Source organism: Acinetobacter sp. S40 (assembly GCF_016624705.1).
GTDB lineage: Bacteria > Pseudomonadota > Gammaproteobacteria > Pseudomonadales > Moraxellaceae > Acinetobacter.
In genome coordinates, this window is record NZ_JACVTU010000019.1 from 22,978 (window position 1) to 41,587 (window position 18,610).

The following is an 18,610-nucleotide window of genomic DNA, read 5'->3' on the forward strand; positions in this document are numbered from 1 at the left end:
GTCTATAAAAAATCGTTCTAAATAGAGCGATTTTTTTATGAACATGCAAAAAAGGTGCATTATGCAATTTCGCAAAGGCTAGAAGCTTGGCATTATGCATATAAATTTTTTCAGGTGAGTTACCCATGGCACAAGGACTATTAGCTGGTAAACGTTTTTTGATTGCTGGTATTGCAAGTAAATTATCAATCGCTTTTGGTATTGCGCAAGCATTGCATCGTGAAGGTGCAGAACTGGCGTTTACTTATCCCAATGAAAAATTAAAAAAACGTGTTGATGAATTCGCAGCACAATTTGGTTCATCACTGGTATTTCCTTGTGATGTTGGTGTAGACGCTGAAATTGAACATACCTTTGTAGAATTGGCAAAGCATTGGGACGGTTTGGATGGTGTTGTCCATTCAATTGGCTTTGCACCTGCACATACATTGGATGGTGATTTTACTGATGTGACGGATCGCGAAGGTTTCCGTATTGCACATGACATTAGTGCTTATAGCTTTGTGGCAATGGCACGTGCAGCCAAACCTTTATTACAAGTTCGTCAGGGCTGTTTATTGACTTTGACTTATCAAGGTTCTGAACGTGTTATGCCAAATTACAATGTTATGGGTATGGCAAAAGCATCACTCGAAGCGGGTGTGCGTTACTTAGCTTCAAGTTTGGGCGTCGATGGCATTCGTGTAAATGCGATCTCAGCAGGCCCAATTCGTACTTTAGCGGCATCAGGAATTAAATCATTCCGTAAAATGCTTGATGCTAATGAAAAGATTTCTCCATTGAAACGCAATGTCACTATTGAAGAAGTTGGTAATGCGGCATTATTCCTGTGTTCACCTTGGGCTTCAGGGATTACGGGTGAAATTATGTATGTTGATGCTGGCTTTAATACGGTGGGTATGAGCGCATCAATGATGGATGATGAATAAAATATTATTCATAAAATAAAAAAATGATGCTTCGGCATCATTTTTTTATTTGATCTGGATTTTTAAATAAAATCATATTTTTCAGGTCAGTACTCTTTAGCAGAGTTTATTTTTAACCCTAAAAAAGCACCCTTCAAATTAGAATAAAAATATTCAGTTTTTCGGGTGCAGCAGATCGAGTGATTTATCAAGGTTAAGGTAATTGCTGTATAGGCGAACCACCTAATGCTTGCATCAATGTGACATAGGCATTGTATTGACTCTGTTTAGTATTGACCAAACTTAATCGTGCAGAACGGGTGGTTTCTTGTTGATCCAGTACATTTTTTAAGGCTACTGCACCATTACGGTAACGGACATCCGTTAAACGCTCGGCTTTTTCTGCAAGTTCCAGATTACGCTGTTGTAGCTGCACTTGTTTATCTAACTCTGTACGCGCCGAAAGTGCATTTTCCACATCAGCAAATGCCTGATACAAAGTCTGACGATATTGAATAATTGCTTTTTCATAATCCAACTGGCTGATTGCAATATTTTTTTTCATATCATTATATTGCAGAAAAGGTAAGCTAAGACTGGCACCCAAAGTCAGGGCAGGGTTCTTAATCAGCTCAGTCAAGGATGTACTACTCGAACCTAGATTTCCTGTCAGGTTAATCGAAGGATAGTAGCTTGCAGTAGTGGCATCTTTGGTGGCTAAACTTTCACGTAAACGAAGTTCAGATGCTTTTAAGTCAGGACGGCGTGACAGAATATCAGCAGGCAAACCCGCTGCAATTTGCGGTAGGCTAACTTGCGGCAGACGTTGGGGTTCTTGTAAATTTAATTGCTGTAGAGGAATATGTAACAACACGGCAATGGCAGTACGCGTTTCCACCAAACTTTGCTGAATTTGACTTAAATTGGCTTTTTGACTTTGTACTGATTGCTCCGCTTGAGTCAGGTCCAAGCCTGAAACGGCACCTGCTTTATATTGGCTATTTACCAAACTGTACAATTTCTCAGAGGTTGCTAAACTTTGTTTAGCTGTCGCAAGACTCTCATTTAGATAAGCCAATTGCCAATACAATTTCGCCGTGGTTCCAATCAGGGTTTGAGCTGTTGCCTGTAAATCTTGCTCAGTCGCTAGAGCTTCCCATTTAGATGCTTCGGTTTGACGTGCCAGTTTACCAAATAAATCCAGTTCATAACTGACTCCTGCACTTAAAGAGAGTCCCTGTGAGTTGTCATCACCGGAGTTAAGGTCAATCTGATGTCCCGCAGAAACGCCTGAACTTACTCTAGGACCTTGTTGATCAGCTGCTAGTCCAGCTTTTAAACGTGCCTGTTGAATTGCGATGCCCGCAACCGCAAGATCAGTATTTTTTGCAATCACCTGATCTATCAGTTGATTAAGTTGTTGATCACCAAATAATGTCCACCAACGGTCTGCATAGCTGTCATATGCAGCATTTTTATTTGCTTGATCATATTGGAATTGCTGAGGCGTTTGGATCGCCGGAGCCTGATAGGGTGTTTTAACAACAGCAGCACAGCCCACTAATGTCGATGACGCAATCAATAAAGCACATAAAGCGGTTAATTTAAATGATGGCATAATGCTTCCTATTATTCTCTGGCCAGCGCTGCAACAGGGTCAAGTTTTGCGGCATTTTTAGCAGGTAAAAATCCAAATACCACACCAATTAAAGTAGAGCATACAAAGGCTGCAACAATAGAGGTAGTGGAGTAAGCAACGGCAAAGTTACCCGCAGCGACTTTATTAATTAACTGTCCCAAACCGAGTGACAGCAGGACGCCTAAAACGCCTCCAATTAAGCAGACCAAAATGGCTTCTATTAAAAACTGTTGTAGAATGTCGCTTTGACGCGCACCAACAGCCATGCGTACCCCAATTTCCTGAGTACGCTCAGTCACCGAAACCAGCATAATATTCATGACGCCAATGCCACCTACAACCAATGAAATCACGGCAATTGCGGATACCAGTAACGTCATGGTGCTGGTGGTTTTTTCGATCGTCTGGCGGATGCTGTCACTGTTCATGGTGAAAATATCTTGCTGACCGTGTCTTAAGGTCAATAAATTCACAATGGCATTTTCCGCAGCACTGGTGGAATATTGATCATTGATCCGGACAATAATATTACGCACATTGGTCTGACCAAGCATACGACTCATGACCGTGGTATAAGGCATATAGACATTAAGGGTGTCATCTGACCCCATTGCGCTGGTTTGAGGTTCTACAATCCCGATAATACGTGCAGGTACACTTCCCAACAACACAACTTGACCAATAGGATTGGTCCCATCGGAAAAAAATTGTTTTTGGGTATTCGTGTCAATCACGACATCCTGTGTGCGATCACGGACACTACGTCCATCAAAGCTTTGTCCATCTTTAAAGGTTAAGCCCTTAACATCAAAGTAATCATTGCCCACACCATTAATGGTCGCGTTCGCTTCATTTTCCTGATAACGAATTGTTTTTGAGGTACTGACCATCGGTGTAACGGCACTGACATAAGGTTGTGTGGCCAGAGCATCTGCGTCCGCGGGAACGAGTGTTTTAAAATTCGCAGTTTTTGAGTTATCACCAAAGCCTCTTCCTTGAAACACAGTAATCGTATTGGTTCCTAGACTACTAATATTTTCCAAAATTTGCTTTTGTGATCCATTTCCTAAAGCGACCACCGTTACCACGGATGCAATCCCGATGATAATGCCCAACATGGTCAAAAAAGTACGCATACGATGGGCATTCATGGACAGTAAAGCCATTTGGAATGCTTCAGAAAGACGATCCAGTGCAGAACGCAAGGCCGAGACACTTTTGCCTTTTGATTGTTTGTTGGCTAGGGCCGGTGCTGCATCAGGGTCTGTATTCAGTTCGCTTTCATATTCTGGGGTATTGACACGATCGGCAATAATTTGACCATCGCTGATTTCAATAATCCGGGTGGCATTTTTAGCAACCTGCATATCATGGGTGACGATAATAACTGTATGGCCCGCAGCATTTAATTCCCTGAGAATGCGCATTACCTCGACCCCACTATGTGAATCAAGAGCGCCTGTCGGTTCGTCGGCAAGAATTACATCACCACCATTCATCAGCGCGCGTGCGATAGAAACCCGCTGTTGCTGGCCACCAGATAACTGGCTGGGACGGTTCTGAGTTTTACTACCTAACCCCAGTTCAGTAAGTAAAGCACTTGCCCGTTGTTTTCGTTCAGCTGGATTGACTCCAGCATAAACGGCAGGAACTTCGACATTGCCTTCAGCCGTTAAATCACCAAGTAGGTGGTAACGCTGGAAAATAAAGCCAAAATATTCACGGCGTAATTTCGCCAGTTCATCAGGTTCTAATTTACCAGTTTCTTGACTACTGACTTTATAGCTACCACTGGTCGGGCGATCTAGACAACCCAGAATGTTCATCAGGGTTGATTTACCTGAACCTGATTGACCGACAATCGCAACTAATTCGCCTTGATAAATCGTCAGGTTAATGTCTTTTAAAATTTGAACGGTGCTATCGCCAGCAGGGAACTCTCGTACCAGATTGCTGACTTCAAGCAAAGCTTGTTGAGTCATGCTTACATTCCCATTGGTCCACGACGACGATTACCACTATTGGCAGAAGCAGCTGACGTATCAGAGCTATCGGCAATAATGACCTGATCACCTTCTTTTAAACCTGCAATCACTTGGGCATTGACACGGTTATTGATTCCAATCAATACCTGTTTAGGCTGTGCTGAACCATCCGCCTTTAACACCCGAACTACACTTAAACTGGCCTTGCCATCTTCTACAGCTTGTTTTTGTGCTGCACTAAGATTTAGACGTTCTAGGCGTGGTGTATTTTTGTCTTTATCACGTTTGTGCTCTGCGCTAGGTGTAGAAGCACCAGCAGTTTGAGTTTGAGTGCGATTTTGTGCACTTGCAGGGCGACTAGATAATGCTGAAGATGGAACCAATAACGCATTATTCACTGAATCTAATACAATATAAACTTGAGCCGTCATATCAATACGCAATTTACCATCTTCATTCGGTACATCAAATAGCGCATTGTAGTAAATAGCACTGCTACTACTGGTACTTGAAGAGCTAGATGAACTACTGGATTCAGTGGCAATAGAATCTGGCGCTGGTTCAATTTGACGTAAAGTCGCATAACGTTTTTTATCATCGCCCAGTGTGGTGAAGTACACTTGCTGACCTTTTTCAACTTTCATAATATCCGCTTCACTCACCTGTGCTTTGATCGTCATATTTTGCAATTTTGCAATTTTGACAATCGTTGGCGCAGACTGATTGGCGTTTACGGTTTGACCTTCTTCTGTCACGATAGCAACGACCGTACCATCGGTAGGTGCTACAATCTGGGTATAACCAATATTGGTTTGTGCAGTAGAACGAGTAACTTTGCCAGATTCAATCTGAGCATCAAGTGCCTTGATTTGAGCCTGTGCAGTTTTGTAAGCCGCTTCTGCAGATTCTAATTCTGCTTTTGAGGTGGCGTCCTGAGCATACATTTGTTGCTGACGACGAAATTCCAATTGCTTTTCATTGAGGTTAGCTTCTTGTTGCAAACGCTGCGCTTCCAGATTTTTAATATTGGCATCGGCCGTTTTTAAGCTGTTTTCTTGCGTGGTCGAGTCGATTTGAGCAATTAATTGCCCTTGCTTCACCTCATCTCCCAATTGCACATACATTTTTTTAACCTGACCTGAAACCTGTGCACCGACACTAATCAAACGGGTTGCATCTAGTGTACCTGTCGCCAGTACGGTATTTTCCAAATCCCCTCGTGAAACAGTTTCAGTAATATATTGGGGTTGTTGTTGTTTCGGCTTAAGGAATACCCATGCGAGTGCAGCAATAATGGCAACACATACCACTGCAATAATCATTTTAGACGCTTTTATTTTTGGCATAGCAATATCTGGAGTTTGACGTAATTTGGCACTAGTATAGAAGTTAATTAAGGATAAAACGTGAATATTTTTATTGATTTAATGCAACAGTAAAGAATGATTTTAATGCGGAAACAACGTTTTACCACATAGTTCCGCAATACCTTGCTGAATCAAATGTTCTGGATTTTCTTTCGACATTCCCTTAATCGCAGCATCAATATGAAGGAGTAGTGTCGGCCAACTTAAAAATTGTTGTGGATTTAAACGTCGTAGCGCCTGTTGATAGAGGGAAACTTTGGTTTTCCAGATTCCCAATTGTAAGGCGTTTTGTGGCTGTTCAAATAACTGCATTAAAAGCCGCATTTCTTTGCTGAGTGTCCATAAAATCAAACTGTTTGGTTCACCCGATGCAACGAGATATTGAAAAATTTTGATGGATTGTGCCAGATTGCCTGCCAATAAGGCATCACTTAAATCATAAGTGGTATAACGTGATTGATCTTGTAAACAGGCATAAAGTTGATCAATCTGAATCAGGTTTTGATCTGGAAAGGTATCATTCACTCGCATTAAACTATTTTTTGCAGCTAATAGGTTATGTTCATGATGCTGCATGAGCCATGCCCATGCATCAGGATCCAGTTGAATTCCCAACTTTTCTGCTTCAATTCCTAAAATACGCTGACGATCTTGAGGATAGGTAGCAGTTAAAGGAACCACGACACCATTGGCTTCCACTGTCTGAAAAAAAGCTGATTTCAAGCTTGAGCTATCCTGTTTAGGTAAGACTATCAGCAGGAGATTGGACTCATTATGTTGTAAATAATGCTTGAGTTGTTTTAAGCCATTGGCATCGGGTTTGATATTGCCATGGACTTCGATAGCAAGTTGCTGTGAAAATAAGGACAAACTATTTAGCGCATTAAAAACAGTTTTCCAGTCATTCACACTACTGATGTCATAACGCTGGCGTTCAATTTCCTGTTGTTGCCAGCTTTTACGAAATGCATCAAGTAAGTTTTGTTCGAGTAATGGTTCCTGCCCGTGCAAAATCCATGCACCACGCGCCTCTTGGACACGTTTTAATGCTTGTAAATAATCCAGTTTCATAAAACAATCAAGAGATACATCTAGTTTGATGTACTCTGTGGCGTAATTTTGGGTAACCGATTGGCAGCAATCTGGCGCGCAATCTGCTGAGCAATATCATCGATAACAATATGGTCTAGATAGCTCTCTTCCTGATTTTCGGTATTCACTGTGGCCAGATCATACTGATAACTGCGTGCAGCAGTTAGTGTGCGAGGTGCGGTAATCGGATTACCTTGATGGTCTTCAATCTGGAAGGTAACAGTCAAACGTAATAAAACTTCGGTCAACTTCCCATTAAGTAACTGACGGCGTGGAGTGTACTCAAGTACACGCAGGGTATAGGCATCATTGGCATTACTCAATTGCACGCCACTCGCTGCCAAGTAAACACTGAGCTGTTTCTCGAGTTCATCTGTTTTTTTAGGCAACACCAAATTTAACTTTTGATAAGCTAGCGGTGCGGCAGTCGGATTGGTTCCTTTCAAATAAAAACCACAACCAACCAGACTTGCGCTTAAGCCTAAAGTGATGATAACTGCTGCTATACGTTGAGCGAAATGCATGCTGTCTTATACCTCAGCAACCTCTCCAAAGGCTAAAGCGCTCGGAAGAGGATGTCATTTAAATGGAAATTAAACCACTAAGTTAACCAGTTTGTTCGGTACAACAATTTCTTTTTGGGTTGGACCTGTCAAGAATTGCTGAACTTCTGGTAATGCTTTTGCTTGCGCCAATAAATCATCTTTTGAAATATCGACGGAAACTTCTAATTTACCACGTAATTTACCGTTGACCTGTACCACGATTGTTTGGGTGTTGCGGGTCAGGGCTGACTCATCAACCAAAGGAAATTCAGTCTGAACCAAATCGATACCGAACTGCGCCAATAAGGTTTGACTCAAATGTGGTGCAAATGGCGCAAGCAAAGTTAATAAAGTAGTAATGGCCTCGCGTAATACCGCAACATCATTATCATTTTGTGTTTCAAACTTATTGCTGGCATTGAGTAATTCCATCAATGCGGCAATCGCCGTATTAAATGCATGGCGACGTTCGATGTCATCACTCACCTTCTGAATGGTTTCATGCGTTTTGCGGCGTAAATCTTGCGCATCTTTAGAAAGGTTTGCTGTATCAATTGCAATTGCTGGGTTAGTTTGTTCCAAGAAACCCGCAGCTAAACGCCATACCCGTTTCAAGAAGCGGTTCGCACCCTCAACACCTGCATCCGACCATTCTAAGGATTGATCAGGTGGAGCCGCAAACATCATAAATACACGAGCCGTATCTGCACCGTATTGATCAATAATCGCTTGTGGGTCAATCCCATTGTTTTTTGACTTGGACATTTTTTCTTGTCCGCCAATTACAACCTCTTGACCATCGCCAGAATACTTCGCAGAAAGAATACGCCCTTTTTCATCTTTTTCTAAAAGAATGTCGGCTGGATTAAACCATGTTTTTTTACCATTTTCCGCTTCACGATAGAAGGTATCTGCCAACACCATGCCTTGCGTTAATAAGTTGGTAAAGGGTTCATTGCCTTGTACTACGCCTTCATCACGCATTAATTTGTGGAAGAAACGTGCATAAAGCAAGTGCAGAATGGCATGTTCTACACCACCGATATACTGGTTTACTGGAAGCCAGCTTTGTGCTGCTTCAGGCTTAACCAGACCACCAGTAAAATCAGGAGATGCATAGCGTGCATAGTACCAAGATGATTCAACAAAAGTATCTAAAGTATCAGTTTCACGACGTGCTTCGCCACCACAACTTGGGCATGTAGTTTGGTAGAATTCTGGCATTTTATTTAGCGGGTTGCCTGAACCATCTGGAACGACATCAGTCGGTAATACCACAGGCAGTTGATCTTCTGGAACAGGGACTTGACCACATTTTTCACAGTTGATCATTGGAATTGGACAACCCCAATAACGCTGACGAGAAACACCCCAGTCACGTAAACGGAATTGAACTTTAGCATTAGCTAATGATTCTGGTTCTAATTTCGCAAGAAACGCATCAAATGCTGCTTGAAAATCTAAACCATCAAATTCGGCAGAATTAACCAGTTTGCCTTCTTTTGAACCATACCATTCCTGCCATTGTGTTGCCGAATATTCAGCATCATCGGCACCTTTGGCATCAATTACTTGTTTAATTGGTAAGTTGAACTTATTGGCAAATTCAAAATCACGTTCATCATGCGCAGGAACCGCCATGACAGCGCCTGAACCATATGACATTAATACATAGTTGGCAATCCACACAGGCAAGTCTTGGCCAGTTATTGGATGCTTCACAAACAGACCCGTTGCCATGCCTTTTTTCTCGGCAGTGGCTAAATCTGCTTCCGCCACTGAACCCATACGACATTCTTCAATAAATGCTGCAAGTTCTGGATGGCCTGCTTCTGATTGGATGGCAGCAGCTTGGAGAGCCATTGGGTGTTCTGCTGCAACCGCAACATAAGTTACACCCATTAAAGTATCGGCACGTGTGGTATAAACCGTTAAACTATCAGCATAAACTGTCGGATCGGCAGAAGGAAACGTAATATCCATTCCTGTAGAACGACCAATCCAGTTACGCTGCATAGTCAAGACTTGTTGTGGCCAACCGTCTTTTAATGTATCTAAATCATCTAATAATTCTTGTGCATAATCGGTGATGCGGAAGTAGTACATTGGAATGTCACGTTTTTCCACCAATGCACCTGAACGCCATCCACGACCATTTTCAACTTGTTCATTGGCTAAAACGGTTTGGTCTACAGGATCCCAGTTTACAGTTGAAAGTTTTCGATAGATCAACCCTTTCTTGTAGAGCTGTACGAATAACCATTGTTCCCAGTGATAGTATTCGGGTGTACATGTTGCAAATTCACGATCCCAATCAACAGACAAGCCCAATTTTTTTAATTGGTCACGCATATAAGCGATATTTTCAAAAGTCCATTTTGCAGGAGCAACTTTATGGGCAATCGCTGCATTTTCAGCGGGTAAGCCAAAAGCATCCCAACCCATTGGTTGTAAAACAGTTTCACCTTTTAAACGATGAAAACGGCTGATCACGTCGCCAATAGTATAGTTACGCACATGCCCCATATGCAGTTTGCCACTTGGATAAGGGAACATCGACAGAATATAGCGATGTTTACCTTCAACAGTGTCTGCAACTTTAAATGCCTTGCGAGTTTCCCAGTCAGTTTGTACTTGAGGCTCAATGGCACTTGCTTGATATTCGGGGTCAATGTGAGATGTAGTCATAAACGTATTAAGGACAACAATGTAAAGTTAAAAAATATTGCTGCACAGCATAGCGCAAAATCAGAAAAAAAGCGCATATTGTGCAACGGATTTTATGCACAATATTAAAAAAACAGGCCGAGGATTTATCAGGGCCTGTCGATGTATGGATGTTTTAACTGTAATTAATAGGTCGCTTGATTTGTTCTTGGTGCAACACTAGGCGCAGATTGTTCTGGTTTAGGAGTTATCTGTGGTGTATTGACCGCTGGTGTTGCTGGCTGGTTTTTGTTGCCATTTTCTGTATTTGGCTGAGTTTGCTGATGATTTGACTCATTGTTTTGGGTAGGGCGAGGAGTATGACCGTACGTATTCACTTGCCCTTGTTTTTTTGACCCTTTAGGTGGAGGGGTAGCCGTATAGTGTGTTGAGCCTTTGCTATCCACCCATTTATAATATTGTTCTGCATGGTTTTGAGTGGCAAAAAGCATCAGGGTTGCCATAACAACGCTTTGCGCTAAAAAATATACTTTACGGCGATACGATACTTGCTGGTTCATAACCTAAATTTCCATTAACAACAACCTTGTTTCACAAAGAAAAAGGCCGTAAATAAAGTTAAATGACAATACTCTAAATCATACTATTTAAATTGCGGTAAATGAACAAAAATGAAAAGAGGAAATACGACAAATGGTGTGAATAAATCGATTAAAACCCATTCAATTTGGTTTAAAAATATACACACAAAAAATAAACGGCAAAAAGCCTACATTTTGCCTTGACTTTAATAGTTGAAACATAAAAAATGTTCGCTTTAGTTTTATATGCCTTTATTCGATCACCCTTCGAATAAATGTCATGGTTTGTAATGGACATTCTCTCTAGCCGAGAGGGTGATTTTGCTCAAGTGCTGTTTATCCCAACAGTTCTTTAATGAAGCTGAAACAACTTATACGGTTATCAGTTTAGAAATTTTTCCTATTACAGCAAAAACTTGCAAGTATGTGTGCTATAACAGTGCAGAAAGTAAATGAATGACACACTATTTATGTCTCCCATAAATGGTGCAAAAAGACTAGGGTGAATCACGTTGGAACTTTTATCTGGTGGTGAAATGCTCGTTCGCGCACTTGCGGATGAGGGCGTTGAACACGTTTTTGGATATCCAGGCGGCGCAGTTTTACATATTTATGATGCGCTTTTTCAACAAGACAAAATCAATCATTATCTTGTACGCCATGAGCAAGCAGCAGGCCATATGGCCGATGCCTATTCACGCGTAACAGGTAAAACTGGTGTAGTACTGGTCACTTCAGGCCCAGGTGCAACCAATACCGTCACTCCAATTGCAACAGCTTATATGGACTCAATCCCAATGGTGATTTTGTCTGGTCAGGTTGCTAGCCATTTAATTGGGGAAGACGCATTTCAGGAAACGGATATGGTCGGTATTTCCCGTCCTATCGTTAAACACAGTTTTCAGGTGCGTCACGCCAGTGAAATTCCTGCCATTATCAAAAAAGCATTTTATATCGCTTCTTCTGGCCGTCCAGGACCCGTTGTAATTGATATTCCAAAAGATGCAACTAACCCAGCTGAAAAATTTGCATACGAATATCCTGAAAAAGTGAAGATGCGTTCTTATCAACCGCCTTCACGTGGACATTCTGGTCAAATTCGTAAAGCGATTGATGAGTTGGTTTCAGCACAACGTCCAATGATCTATACCGGGGGTGGTGTAGTTCAGGGCAATGCTTCTGCATTATTGACTGAACTGGCGCATTTGTTGGGTTATCCAGTGACTAATACCTTAATGGGTTTAGGTGCGTTCCCAGGGGATGATCCACAGTTCGTGGGTATGCTAGGAATGCATGGCACGTATGAAGCCAATATGGCAATGCACAATGCCGATGTAATTTTGGCGATTGGTGCTCGGTTTGATGACCGTGTGACCAATAATCCTGCCAAGTTCTGTCAAAACGCCAAAGTTATTCATATTGATATTGATCCAGCAACGATTTCTAAGACAATTATGGCGCATATCCCAATTGTGGGAGCGGTAGAGCCAGTTCTTCAGGAAATGCTAGCCCAACTCAAACAAATGAATGTGTCTAAGCCAAATCCAGAAGCAATTGCTGATTGGTGGTCTCAAATCAATGAATGGCGAAAAGTTCATGGCTTGCGTTACGAGGCTGGACAAAATGGTGTCATGAAGCCTCAACAAGTAGTCGAAGCCTTGGATCGTGTTACTAATAGTGAAGCGATTATTACTTCTGACGTTGGTCAGCATCAAATGTTTGGTGCTTTATATTATAAGTACAAACGTCCACGCCAATGGATCAACTCTGGTGGCTTAGGAACGATGGGAGTTGGCTTGCCATATGCAATGGCAGCGAAACTGGCATTCCCAGATCAACAGGTTGTTTGTATTACTGGCGAAGCATCTATCCAGATGTGTATTCAAGAATTATCGACATGTAAGCAGTATGGCTTAAATGTCAAAATTCTTTGCCTGAATAACCGTGCATTAGGAATGGTAAAACAATGGCAGGACATGAATTACGAAGGTCGTCATTCAAGTTCTTATGTTGAATCATTACCTGACTTTGCTAAGCTCATGGACGCTTATGGTCATGTTGGAATTACAATTGAACATGCAGATGAGCTTGAATCTAAGTTAGCCGAAGCGATGGCAATTAATGATAAATGTGTGTTCATTAATGTCATGGTTGATCGTACTGAGCATGTTTATCCAATGTTAATCGCTGGTCAGTCTATGCAAGACATGTGGTTAGGAAAAGGGGAGCGCACATAATGAGACATATTATTTCTGTACTCGTTGAAAACGAAGCTGGTGCGCTTTCTCGTTTGGTTGGTTTATTTAGCCAACGTGGATATAACATTGAGACACTTAATGTCGCCCCTACTGAAGATGAAACTTTATCTCGGTTGACATTAACCACGTATGGTGATGATCACAAGATCGAGCAAATCACTAAACAGCTTAATAAACTGGTTGAGGTGGTAAAAGTTGTGGATCTTTCAGAAGGTTCACATATCGAACGTGAGCTCATGTTGATTAAGGTCAAGGCGTTGGGTGCAGCACGTGCTGAGATTAAGCGCACTGCGGATATTTTTCGTGCGCAAATCGTTGATGTAACGCCCACGACTTATACCATTCAGATTGCAGGGACAACAGATAAACTGGATGGTTTTATTGATGCACTTGCTGAAAATACCATCTTGGAAGTTGTTCGTTCGGGCGTATCTGGTATTGCCCGTGGTGAAAAAGTTTTAACTATTTAGCAATCTCTCCCTGCCTTTTATAAAAGAGGAAATTACCTTAGGGTAATGGGGGAGTTTACAAAAGATCTGTCCTTGTAAAGCAAGGGAAATGAAAAAATTTTAGTGGAGACAGCAGATGCAAATTTTTTACGATAAAGACTGTGATTTATCTATTATCCAAGGCAAAAAAGTAGCAATCATTGGCTACGGTTCACAAGGTCATGCACATGCGCTTAACCTGAAAGATTCTGGTGTTGACGTAACTGTTGGTTTACGTGCTGGTTCTGCTTCATGGAAAAAAGCTGAAAATGCTGGTTTGAAAGTTGCTGAAGTTCCAGCTGCTGTTGCTCAAGCTGACTTGGTCATGATTTTGACTCCAGATGAGTTCCAGTCACAACTTTATCGTGATGTGATCGAACCAAACATTAAAGAAGGCGCGACTTTAGCATTTGCTCATGGTTTCTCTATTCTTTATAACCAAGTTGTTCCACGTAAAGACCTAGACGTAATCATGGTTGCACCTAAAGCACCAGGTCATACAGTACGTTCTGAATACCAACGCGGTTCAGGTGTTCCTGATTTAATCGCAATTCATCAAGATGCTTCTGGCAACGCGCGTAATGTTGCGCTTTCTTATGCTTCTGGCGTAGGTGGTGGACGTACAGGTATTATCCAGACTTCATTCAAAGAAGAAACCGAAACTGATTTATTCGGTGAGCAAGCGGTTCTTTGTGGTGGTGCGGTTGAATTGGTTAAAATGGGCTTCGAGACTTTGGTTGAAGCTGGCTATGCACCAGAAATGGCTTACTTTGAATGTTTACATGAGCTTAAACTTATCGTTGACTTAATGTTTGAAGGCGGTATTGCTGATATGAACTACTCAGTGTCTAACAACGCTGAATATGGTGAATATGTGACTGGCGTTGAAGTGATCAATGATCAATCACGTGAAGCAATGCGTAATGCATTAAAGCGTATCCAGTCTGGTGAATATGCGAAAATGTTCATTCAGGAAGGCGCATTGAATTATCCATCAATGACTGCACGTCGCCGTCAAAATGCAGCGCATGGCATCGAAGTAACTGGTGCGAAGTTACGTGCGATGATGCCTTGGATTCAAGCGAATAAAATCGTAGATAAAGAAAAGAACTAATTTCTTTCTTTATTATGTGAAAACCCTGCAAAAAGCAGGGTTTTTCTTTTTCACAGGTTCAATGGAAACCCGTGATTTAATTCATAAAAACATCTGAATTTGTGTTTTTATTCTGTTGATTTTTAAGATAAAAAAAACTTGACCTTCGTGGTGATAGTGGTATTGTTTAAGAACGTCAAAAACTTGATGTGTAGAGGGTTTTGATGAGCAGGGAAATAGCTGTTTATCTAACTTTCAAAATAAAAACAAGTATCTAATAACCATGGAAATTTTGTATGGTACATGTTGATTATGACTATACCTTTGTATTCGGTTCAGTTCTAGTCGCTGTTATAGTGTGCTATGTTGCTATTTCTATGGAACAGCTGATTTTTAAAGATACTTATAAAAAATTTGAAAAATTAATTTTAATTTCTAGTAGCCTGATTTTAGGTTTTGCTATTTGGTCCATGCATTTTGTAGGAATGTTCGCCTGCCAGTTACCCGAAGGCTATTCTTTTGATTTGGGTTTAACCATTTTTTCCTATGTAATCGCTGCTGCTGCTTCCCTATTTGCACTTTGGCTGACCTCACGCCCTACGTTGCCATTGGCACGTTTAGTGATCGGTTCTGTGTTGATGGGACTTGGTATTTCAGGCATGCATTATACAGGTATGATGGGGTTGGTCATTGAAAGGCATCAACTGGCTTATGATCCCCTGATGGTTGTATTTTCGGTGCTCATAGCAGTTAGTGGTTCTGGACTGGCTTTTTTTCTCATTTTTAAATATAAGAATGCGATTGAGCGAAAAACAGGTTTAAAATTGGCAATTGCAGTCACGATGGCTTTAAGTATCGTCGGCATGCACTATACGGGAATGGCCGCAACAACCTTTATTCCAAGCCACATTAACCATATTTTAGTGGGTTATGAGGCAGGTCAGGGACTATTCTTGTTTACCATTATCTTTGTGACAAGTTTAATTTTGGTTGCGGGTTTTTGCGTGGCCGTACTTGAGCTAAGACTTGAAGAACGCAATCATGCGCTATCTCAATTAAATAAAGAACTTGCTGGATTGGCGACCAAAGATAACCTTACAAAATTACCTAACCGACTATTTTTAGTTGATTATGCGCAGGTTATTTTTGCTGAACATCGTTTACGCGATCAAAAAATTGCTTTTTTGTATTTAGATCTGGATCGGTTTAAATCGGTGAATGACGCTTTTGGACATCATGTGGGTGATCAACTTTTGATTCAAATGGCGAATCGTGTTCATCGGTATGTTAATGAAAGATCTAAGTTTTTACGTATAGGAGGAGATGAGTTTTTACTCATTATTGAAAATACGACAGTGGCTGAGGCGACAAAACTTGCGGAAGATATTTTACAGCAGGTTCAGGAAACTTATCTCATAACGGGTAAAGAAATTAATTTATCTGCCAGTGTTGGAATTGCAATGTACCCCGAACATGGTGGCAATTTACAGGATCTGTTGATTAATGCTGATGCAGCAATGTTGATCTCTAAAGAACAGGGTCGTAATACCAGTACCTTATTTAATTACTCTAGCATACAGAATGAAGCAAAAAGTCAGTCAAAATTAATTAATGATTTGTATAAAGCAGTCGATGATCAGCAGTTTGTTTTGTTTTATCAGCCAAAATTTACGATTAATCAAAAAATTTGTGGCGTTGAAGCTTTAATCCGTTGGCAACATCCGACCTTAGGATTGTTAACTCCACATATGTTTATTGATGGCGCTGAAAAAACGGGTTTAATTGTGCCTATGGGGTATTGGGCGCTTGAACAGGCTTGTAAGCAAATTCAGGAATGGGTCGCTAAGGAAGTCCCGTTTTATCCCATTGCGGTTAATCTCTCTGCGATACAGTTTGAAAATAAAAAATTATTTTCTACACTCGAAGATCTTATAGAAAAATACAATATCCAACCTGATCATTTAATTATAGAAATTACCGAATCCACAGCGATGCGACATATTGATATGAGTATTCGTACTTTTGAACGTTTACGTGAACTGGGGATTCGTATCGCGATTGATGACTTTGGTACAGGACATTCTAGTTTTCTATATTTAAAAGACTTACCTGTAGATGAACTTAAAATTGATCGTGGTTTTATTATTAATCTGGAACCTGGTTCTAAAGAAGAAATTATCTTGGAAAGTATTATTCAGCTTGCAACAAAATTGGGGTTATGTGTAACTGCAGAAGGGGTGGAAACGCCTCAGCAGGCTGCAATTTTAAGTCGGTTAGGCTGCCATCAATTACAAGGATATTTATTGGGAACGCCTGTTTCAGTAGATCGTTTGACTATTTACAAAGAAAATCACCAATTTGCCTAAATCTTAGTTTTTCAAAGCTTAAATATTGAAGAATTTTAAATAGATTCAAAGGCTTAAAATTTTTCCATATATCAAGTTCTATTTTAGAACTTAATTATGTATAGTGTTTAGGCTTGCTTAAATAGAAAGGTTTATTTCAATGCAGTGAGACTTGTAGTTTTTATCAATTTTAAAAAGATGATTCAGGAGATAAGTGATTATGGATCTTAAAAAAATGACAGGATTAGAAATTATGCAAGCTTTTGCCAAAGGTTTGTTTCCAGCACCAGGCATTGCCAAAACTATGCCGATGCAACCACTCGAAGTTGAGCAAGGGCGAATTGTGTTTGAAGCTATTGCGGATGAACGCCATACCAATCCTTTAGGGGGGGTACATGGGGGTTTTGCAGCAACTGTACTTGACTCGGTGACAGGCTGTGCCACACATACCGTCTTGGCTGTCGGCGAAGCTTATGGCACCACAGATTTAGCGATTAAAATGTGTCGTCCCATGCCATTTAATAAAAAACTGATTGCTGAAGGGAAGGTCATTAATATTGGAAAAAATTTAGTGATTTCTGAGGGTTATTTACGTGATGAAGAGGGTAAGCTATATGCACATGCTACAGCGACTAACATGATTATTCGAGCTAGAGAGGCCTGAAAAACAAACAAAGTTGCGATGAAGTTTCCAACTTAGATGAATACAGGACATGATCATCAAATCTAAATTTAAACTGGCTAAATCCGATGTAAGAGAGCTTTAATGCATGAATTGGCTTGGCTGAAGTGATGGGATTGGACTGCTATTCCTCTCTTTGACAAATATAGTCTATTTTCTTCATAGGAGGGAACATTATGAGTGGACAACAATATACCCCAGAATTTAAAGATGAAGCTGTTTATCCGTTTTTTTACGATGTGGGTTATAAGCATCTATAGTTATCATCGCATCACGCTGGGATAGCATTGTTGCTATTCGAGGATATAAGACGCATAAAAGCTATGGTCGTGCTTCCTCAGATTGTACCACCTAACCATTCAAGTCCAGGGTTTGTTAAACACGCCGGGTACCTTAAGAAATGATATTTCTAAGATGACTAATATAAATAATATTCGCATGACCGGGCTGGTTATATCTGGCAGTGGTTATTGATTTATATTTGAGAAAAGTCATTGGTTGGTCAATGAAACCTACGCTAGCTAAGGATATCGTATTAGATGCACTTTTAATGGCGGTATGGCACGCAGGCTGAATAAACCTGTGATCATGCACTCAGACTAAGGCTCACAGTATATATAGTAGTGATTCTGTCAGAAGCATAAGTTGGTTCTAAGTATGAGTCACAGAGGCCTTGCGCGGTTGCTCATGTGATAATACTGTTGTTGAATCTTTTGTAGTAGCTTGAAAAAAGAATTAAAAAAGGATCTATAAAATAGGAGAAATGGTTCGTGCAAATGTATTTGATTATAACGAGATGTTTTACAATCGAATCAGACGTCATTCGTATTTCGATGGGATAAGTTCAGAAGCATTTGAAGCAGCTTCAAAATAAAGTTGTCTCATGCCTATGATACTGGAAGCAGTCCAATCGCTGATGAAGTGGTGTATCTCACTCAACTGGATGCTTTTGGACATTAC

At 40.8% G+C, this 18,610-nt stretch carries 13 protein-coding genes and 1 pseudogene; 7 read left to right on the forward strand and 7 right to left on the reverse strand.

Going from position 1 to position 18,610, the window contains the following annotated elements; genetic code table 11:
- Nucleotides 1-125: 125 nt before the first annotated feature.
- Nucleotides 126-929: an enoyl-ACP reductase gene (locus IAE19_RS15265; protein ID WP_200461769.1), complete on the forward strand. Its 804-nt coding sequence runs from the start codon at nucleotides 126-128 to the stop codon at nucleotides 927-929.
- 193 nt (nucleotides 930-1,122) lie between these two features.
- Here the strand turns inward: IAE19_RS15265 and IAE19_RS15270 are convergent, their stop codons facing one another.
- The 7 genes from IAE19_RS15270 to IAE19_RS15300 all read right to left on the reverse strand — a co-directional run bounded on the left by IAE19_RS15270 (nucleotide 1,123) and on the right by IAE19_RS15300 (nucleotide 10,763).
- Nucleotides 1,123-2,526, reverse strand: a complete 1,404-nt coding sequence (locus IAE19_RS15270) for an efflux transporter outer membrane subunit (protein ID WP_200461770.1) — start codon at nucleotides 2,524-2,526, stop codon at nucleotides 1,123-1,125.
- Nucleotides 2,527-2,537: 11 nt separating this feature from the next.
- The gene (locus tag IAE19_RS15275) at nucleotides 2,538-4,529 is read right to left on the reverse strand and encodes a MacB family efflux pump subunit (protein ID WP_200461771.1); all 1,992 of its coding nucleotides are present in this window, start codon (nucleotides 4,527-4,529) and stop codon (nucleotides 2,538-2,540) included.
- 2 nt (nucleotides 4,530-4,531) lie between these two features.
- Entirely contained in the window at nucleotides 4,532-5,878 is a 1,347-nt protein-coding gene (locus IAE19_RS15280) for a MacA family efflux pump subunit (RefSeq protein ID WP_200461772.1), read from the reverse strand.
- 102 nt (nucleotides 5,879-5,980) lie between these two features.
- The gene (gene holA / locus IAE19_RS15285) at nucleotides 5,981-6,970 is read right to left on the reverse strand and encodes a DNA polymerase III subunit delta (protein WP_200461773.1); all 990 of its coding nucleotides are present in this window, start codon (nucleotides 6,968-6,970) and stop codon (nucleotides 5,981-5,983) included.
- Nucleotides 6,971-6,990: 20 nt separating this feature from the next.
- Nucleotides 6,991-7,515, reverse strand: coding sequence for an LPS assembly lipoprotein LptE (gene lptE / locus IAE19_RS15290; RefSeq protein ID WP_200461774.1), 525 nt, complete (start codon nucleotides 7,513-7,515; stop codon nucleotides 6,991-6,993).
- 69 nt (nucleotides 7,516-7,584) lie between these two features.
- On the reverse strand, nucleotides 7,585-10,224 hold the full coding sequence (gene leuS, locus IAE19_RS15295; RefSeq protein ID WP_200461775.1) for a leucine--tRNA ligase: 2,640 nt from the start codon (nucleotides 10,222-10,224) through the stop codon (nucleotides 7,585-7,587).
- Between the two features lie 164 nt (nucleotides 10,225-10,388).
- On the reverse strand, nucleotides 10,389-10,763 hold the full coding sequence (locus IAE19_RS15300) for a DUF4124 domain-containing protein (protein WP_200461776.1): 375 nt from the start codon (nucleotides 10,761-10,763) through the stop codon (nucleotides 10,389-10,391).
- A gap of 533 nt (nucleotides 10,764-11,296) precedes the next feature.
- Here IAE19_RS15300 and IAE19_RS15305 point away from each other — a divergent pair.
- From IAE19_RS15305 to IAE19_RS16685, 6 genes and pseudogenes are all read left to right on the forward strand, one after another.
- Complete coding sequence (locus IAE19_RS15305; protein WP_200461777.1) at nucleotides 11,297-13,021, forward strand: acetolactate synthase 3 large subunit; 1,725 nt, start codon at nucleotides 11,297-11,299, stop codon at nucleotides 13,019-13,021.
- The gene (ilvN, locus tag IAE19_RS15310; RefSeq protein ID WP_200461778.1) at nucleotides 13,021-13,512 is read left to right on the forward strand and encodes an acetolactate synthase small subunit; all 492 of its coding nucleotides are present in this window, start codon (nucleotides 13,021-13,023) and stop codon (nucleotides 13,510-13,512) included. Before IAE19_RS15305 ends, ilvN begins: the two co-directional genes overlap by 1 nt.
- Nucleotides 13,513-13,627: 115 nt before the next feature.
- Nucleotides 13,628-14,644 carry a ketol-acid reductoisomerase gene (ilvC, locus tag IAE19_RS15315; RefSeq protein WP_200461779.1) on the forward strand — a complete coding sequence of 339 codons (1,017 nt, stop codon included), beginning with the start codon at nucleotides 13,628-13,630 and terminating at the stop codon, nucleotides 14,642-14,644.
- Between the two features lie 275 nt (nucleotides 14,645-14,919).
- A complete protein-coding gene (locus tag IAE19_RS15320) occupies nucleotides 14,920-16,989 on the forward strand; it encodes an EAL domain-containing protein (protein ID WP_200461780.1) in 2,070 nt (689 codons plus the stop codon).
- Nucleotides 16,990-17,188: 199 nt separating this feature from the next.
- Nucleotides 17,189-17,632 (forward strand): PaaI family thioesterase, encoded by a 444-nt coding sequence (locus IAE19_RS15325; RefSeq protein ID WP_200461781.1) that lies wholly within the window; start codon nucleotides 17,189-17,191, stop codon nucleotides 17,630-17,632.
- A gap of 463 nt (nucleotides 17,633-18,095) precedes the next feature.
- A pseudogene (locus IAE19_RS16685) lies at nucleotides 18,096-18,524 on the forward strand (DDE-type integrase/transposase/recombinase); the annotation flags it as partial.
- Nucleotides 18,525-18,610: the final 86 nt, after the last annotated feature.

Coding starts and splice junctions, on each gene's coding strand:
- IAE19_RS15265 (WP_200461769.1), top strand. CDS start 126: ATGGCACAAGGACTATTAGCTGGTAAACGTTTTTTGATTGCTGGTATT.
- IAE19_RS15270 (WP_200461770.1), bottom strand. CDS start 2,526: ATGCCATCATTTAAATTAACCGCTTTATGTGCTTTATTGATTGCGTCA.
- IAE19_RS15275 (WP_200461771.1), bottom strand. CDS start 4,529: ATGACTCAACAAGCTTTGCTTGAAGTCAGCAATCTGGTACGAGAGTTC.
- IAE19_RS15280 (WP_200461772.1), bottom strand. CDS start 5,878: ATGCCAAAAATAAAAGCGTCTAAAATGATTATTGCAGTGGTATGTGTT.
- holA (WP_200461773.1), bottom strand. CDS start 6,970: ATGAAACTGGATTATTTACAAGCATTAAAACGTGTCCAAGAGGCGCGT.
- lptE (WP_200461774.1), bottom strand. CDS start 7,515: ATGCATTTCGCTCAACGTATAGCAGCAGTTATCATCACTTTAGGCTTA.
- leuS (WP_200461775.1), bottom strand. CDS start 10,224: ATGACTACATCTCACATTGACCCCGAATATCAAGCAAGTGCCATTGAG.
- IAE19_RS15300 (WP_200461776.1), bottom strand. CDS start 10,763: ATGAACCAGCAAGTATCGTATCGCCGTAAAGTATATTTTTTAGCGCAA.
- ilvN (WP_200461778.1), top strand. CDS start 13,021: ATGAGACATATTATTTCTGTACTCGTTGAAAACGAAGCTGGTGCGCTT.
- ilvC (WP_200461779.1), top strand. CDS start 13,628: ATGCAAATTTTTTACGATAAAGACTGTGATTTATCTATTATCCAAGGC.
- IAE19_RS15320 (WP_200461780.1), top strand. CDS start 14,920: ATGGTACATGTTGATTATGACTATACCTTTGTATTCGGTTCAGTTCTA.
- IAE19_RS15325 (WP_200461781.1), top strand. CDS start 17,189: ATGGATCTTAAAAAAATGACAGGATTAGAAATTATGCAAGCTTTTGCC.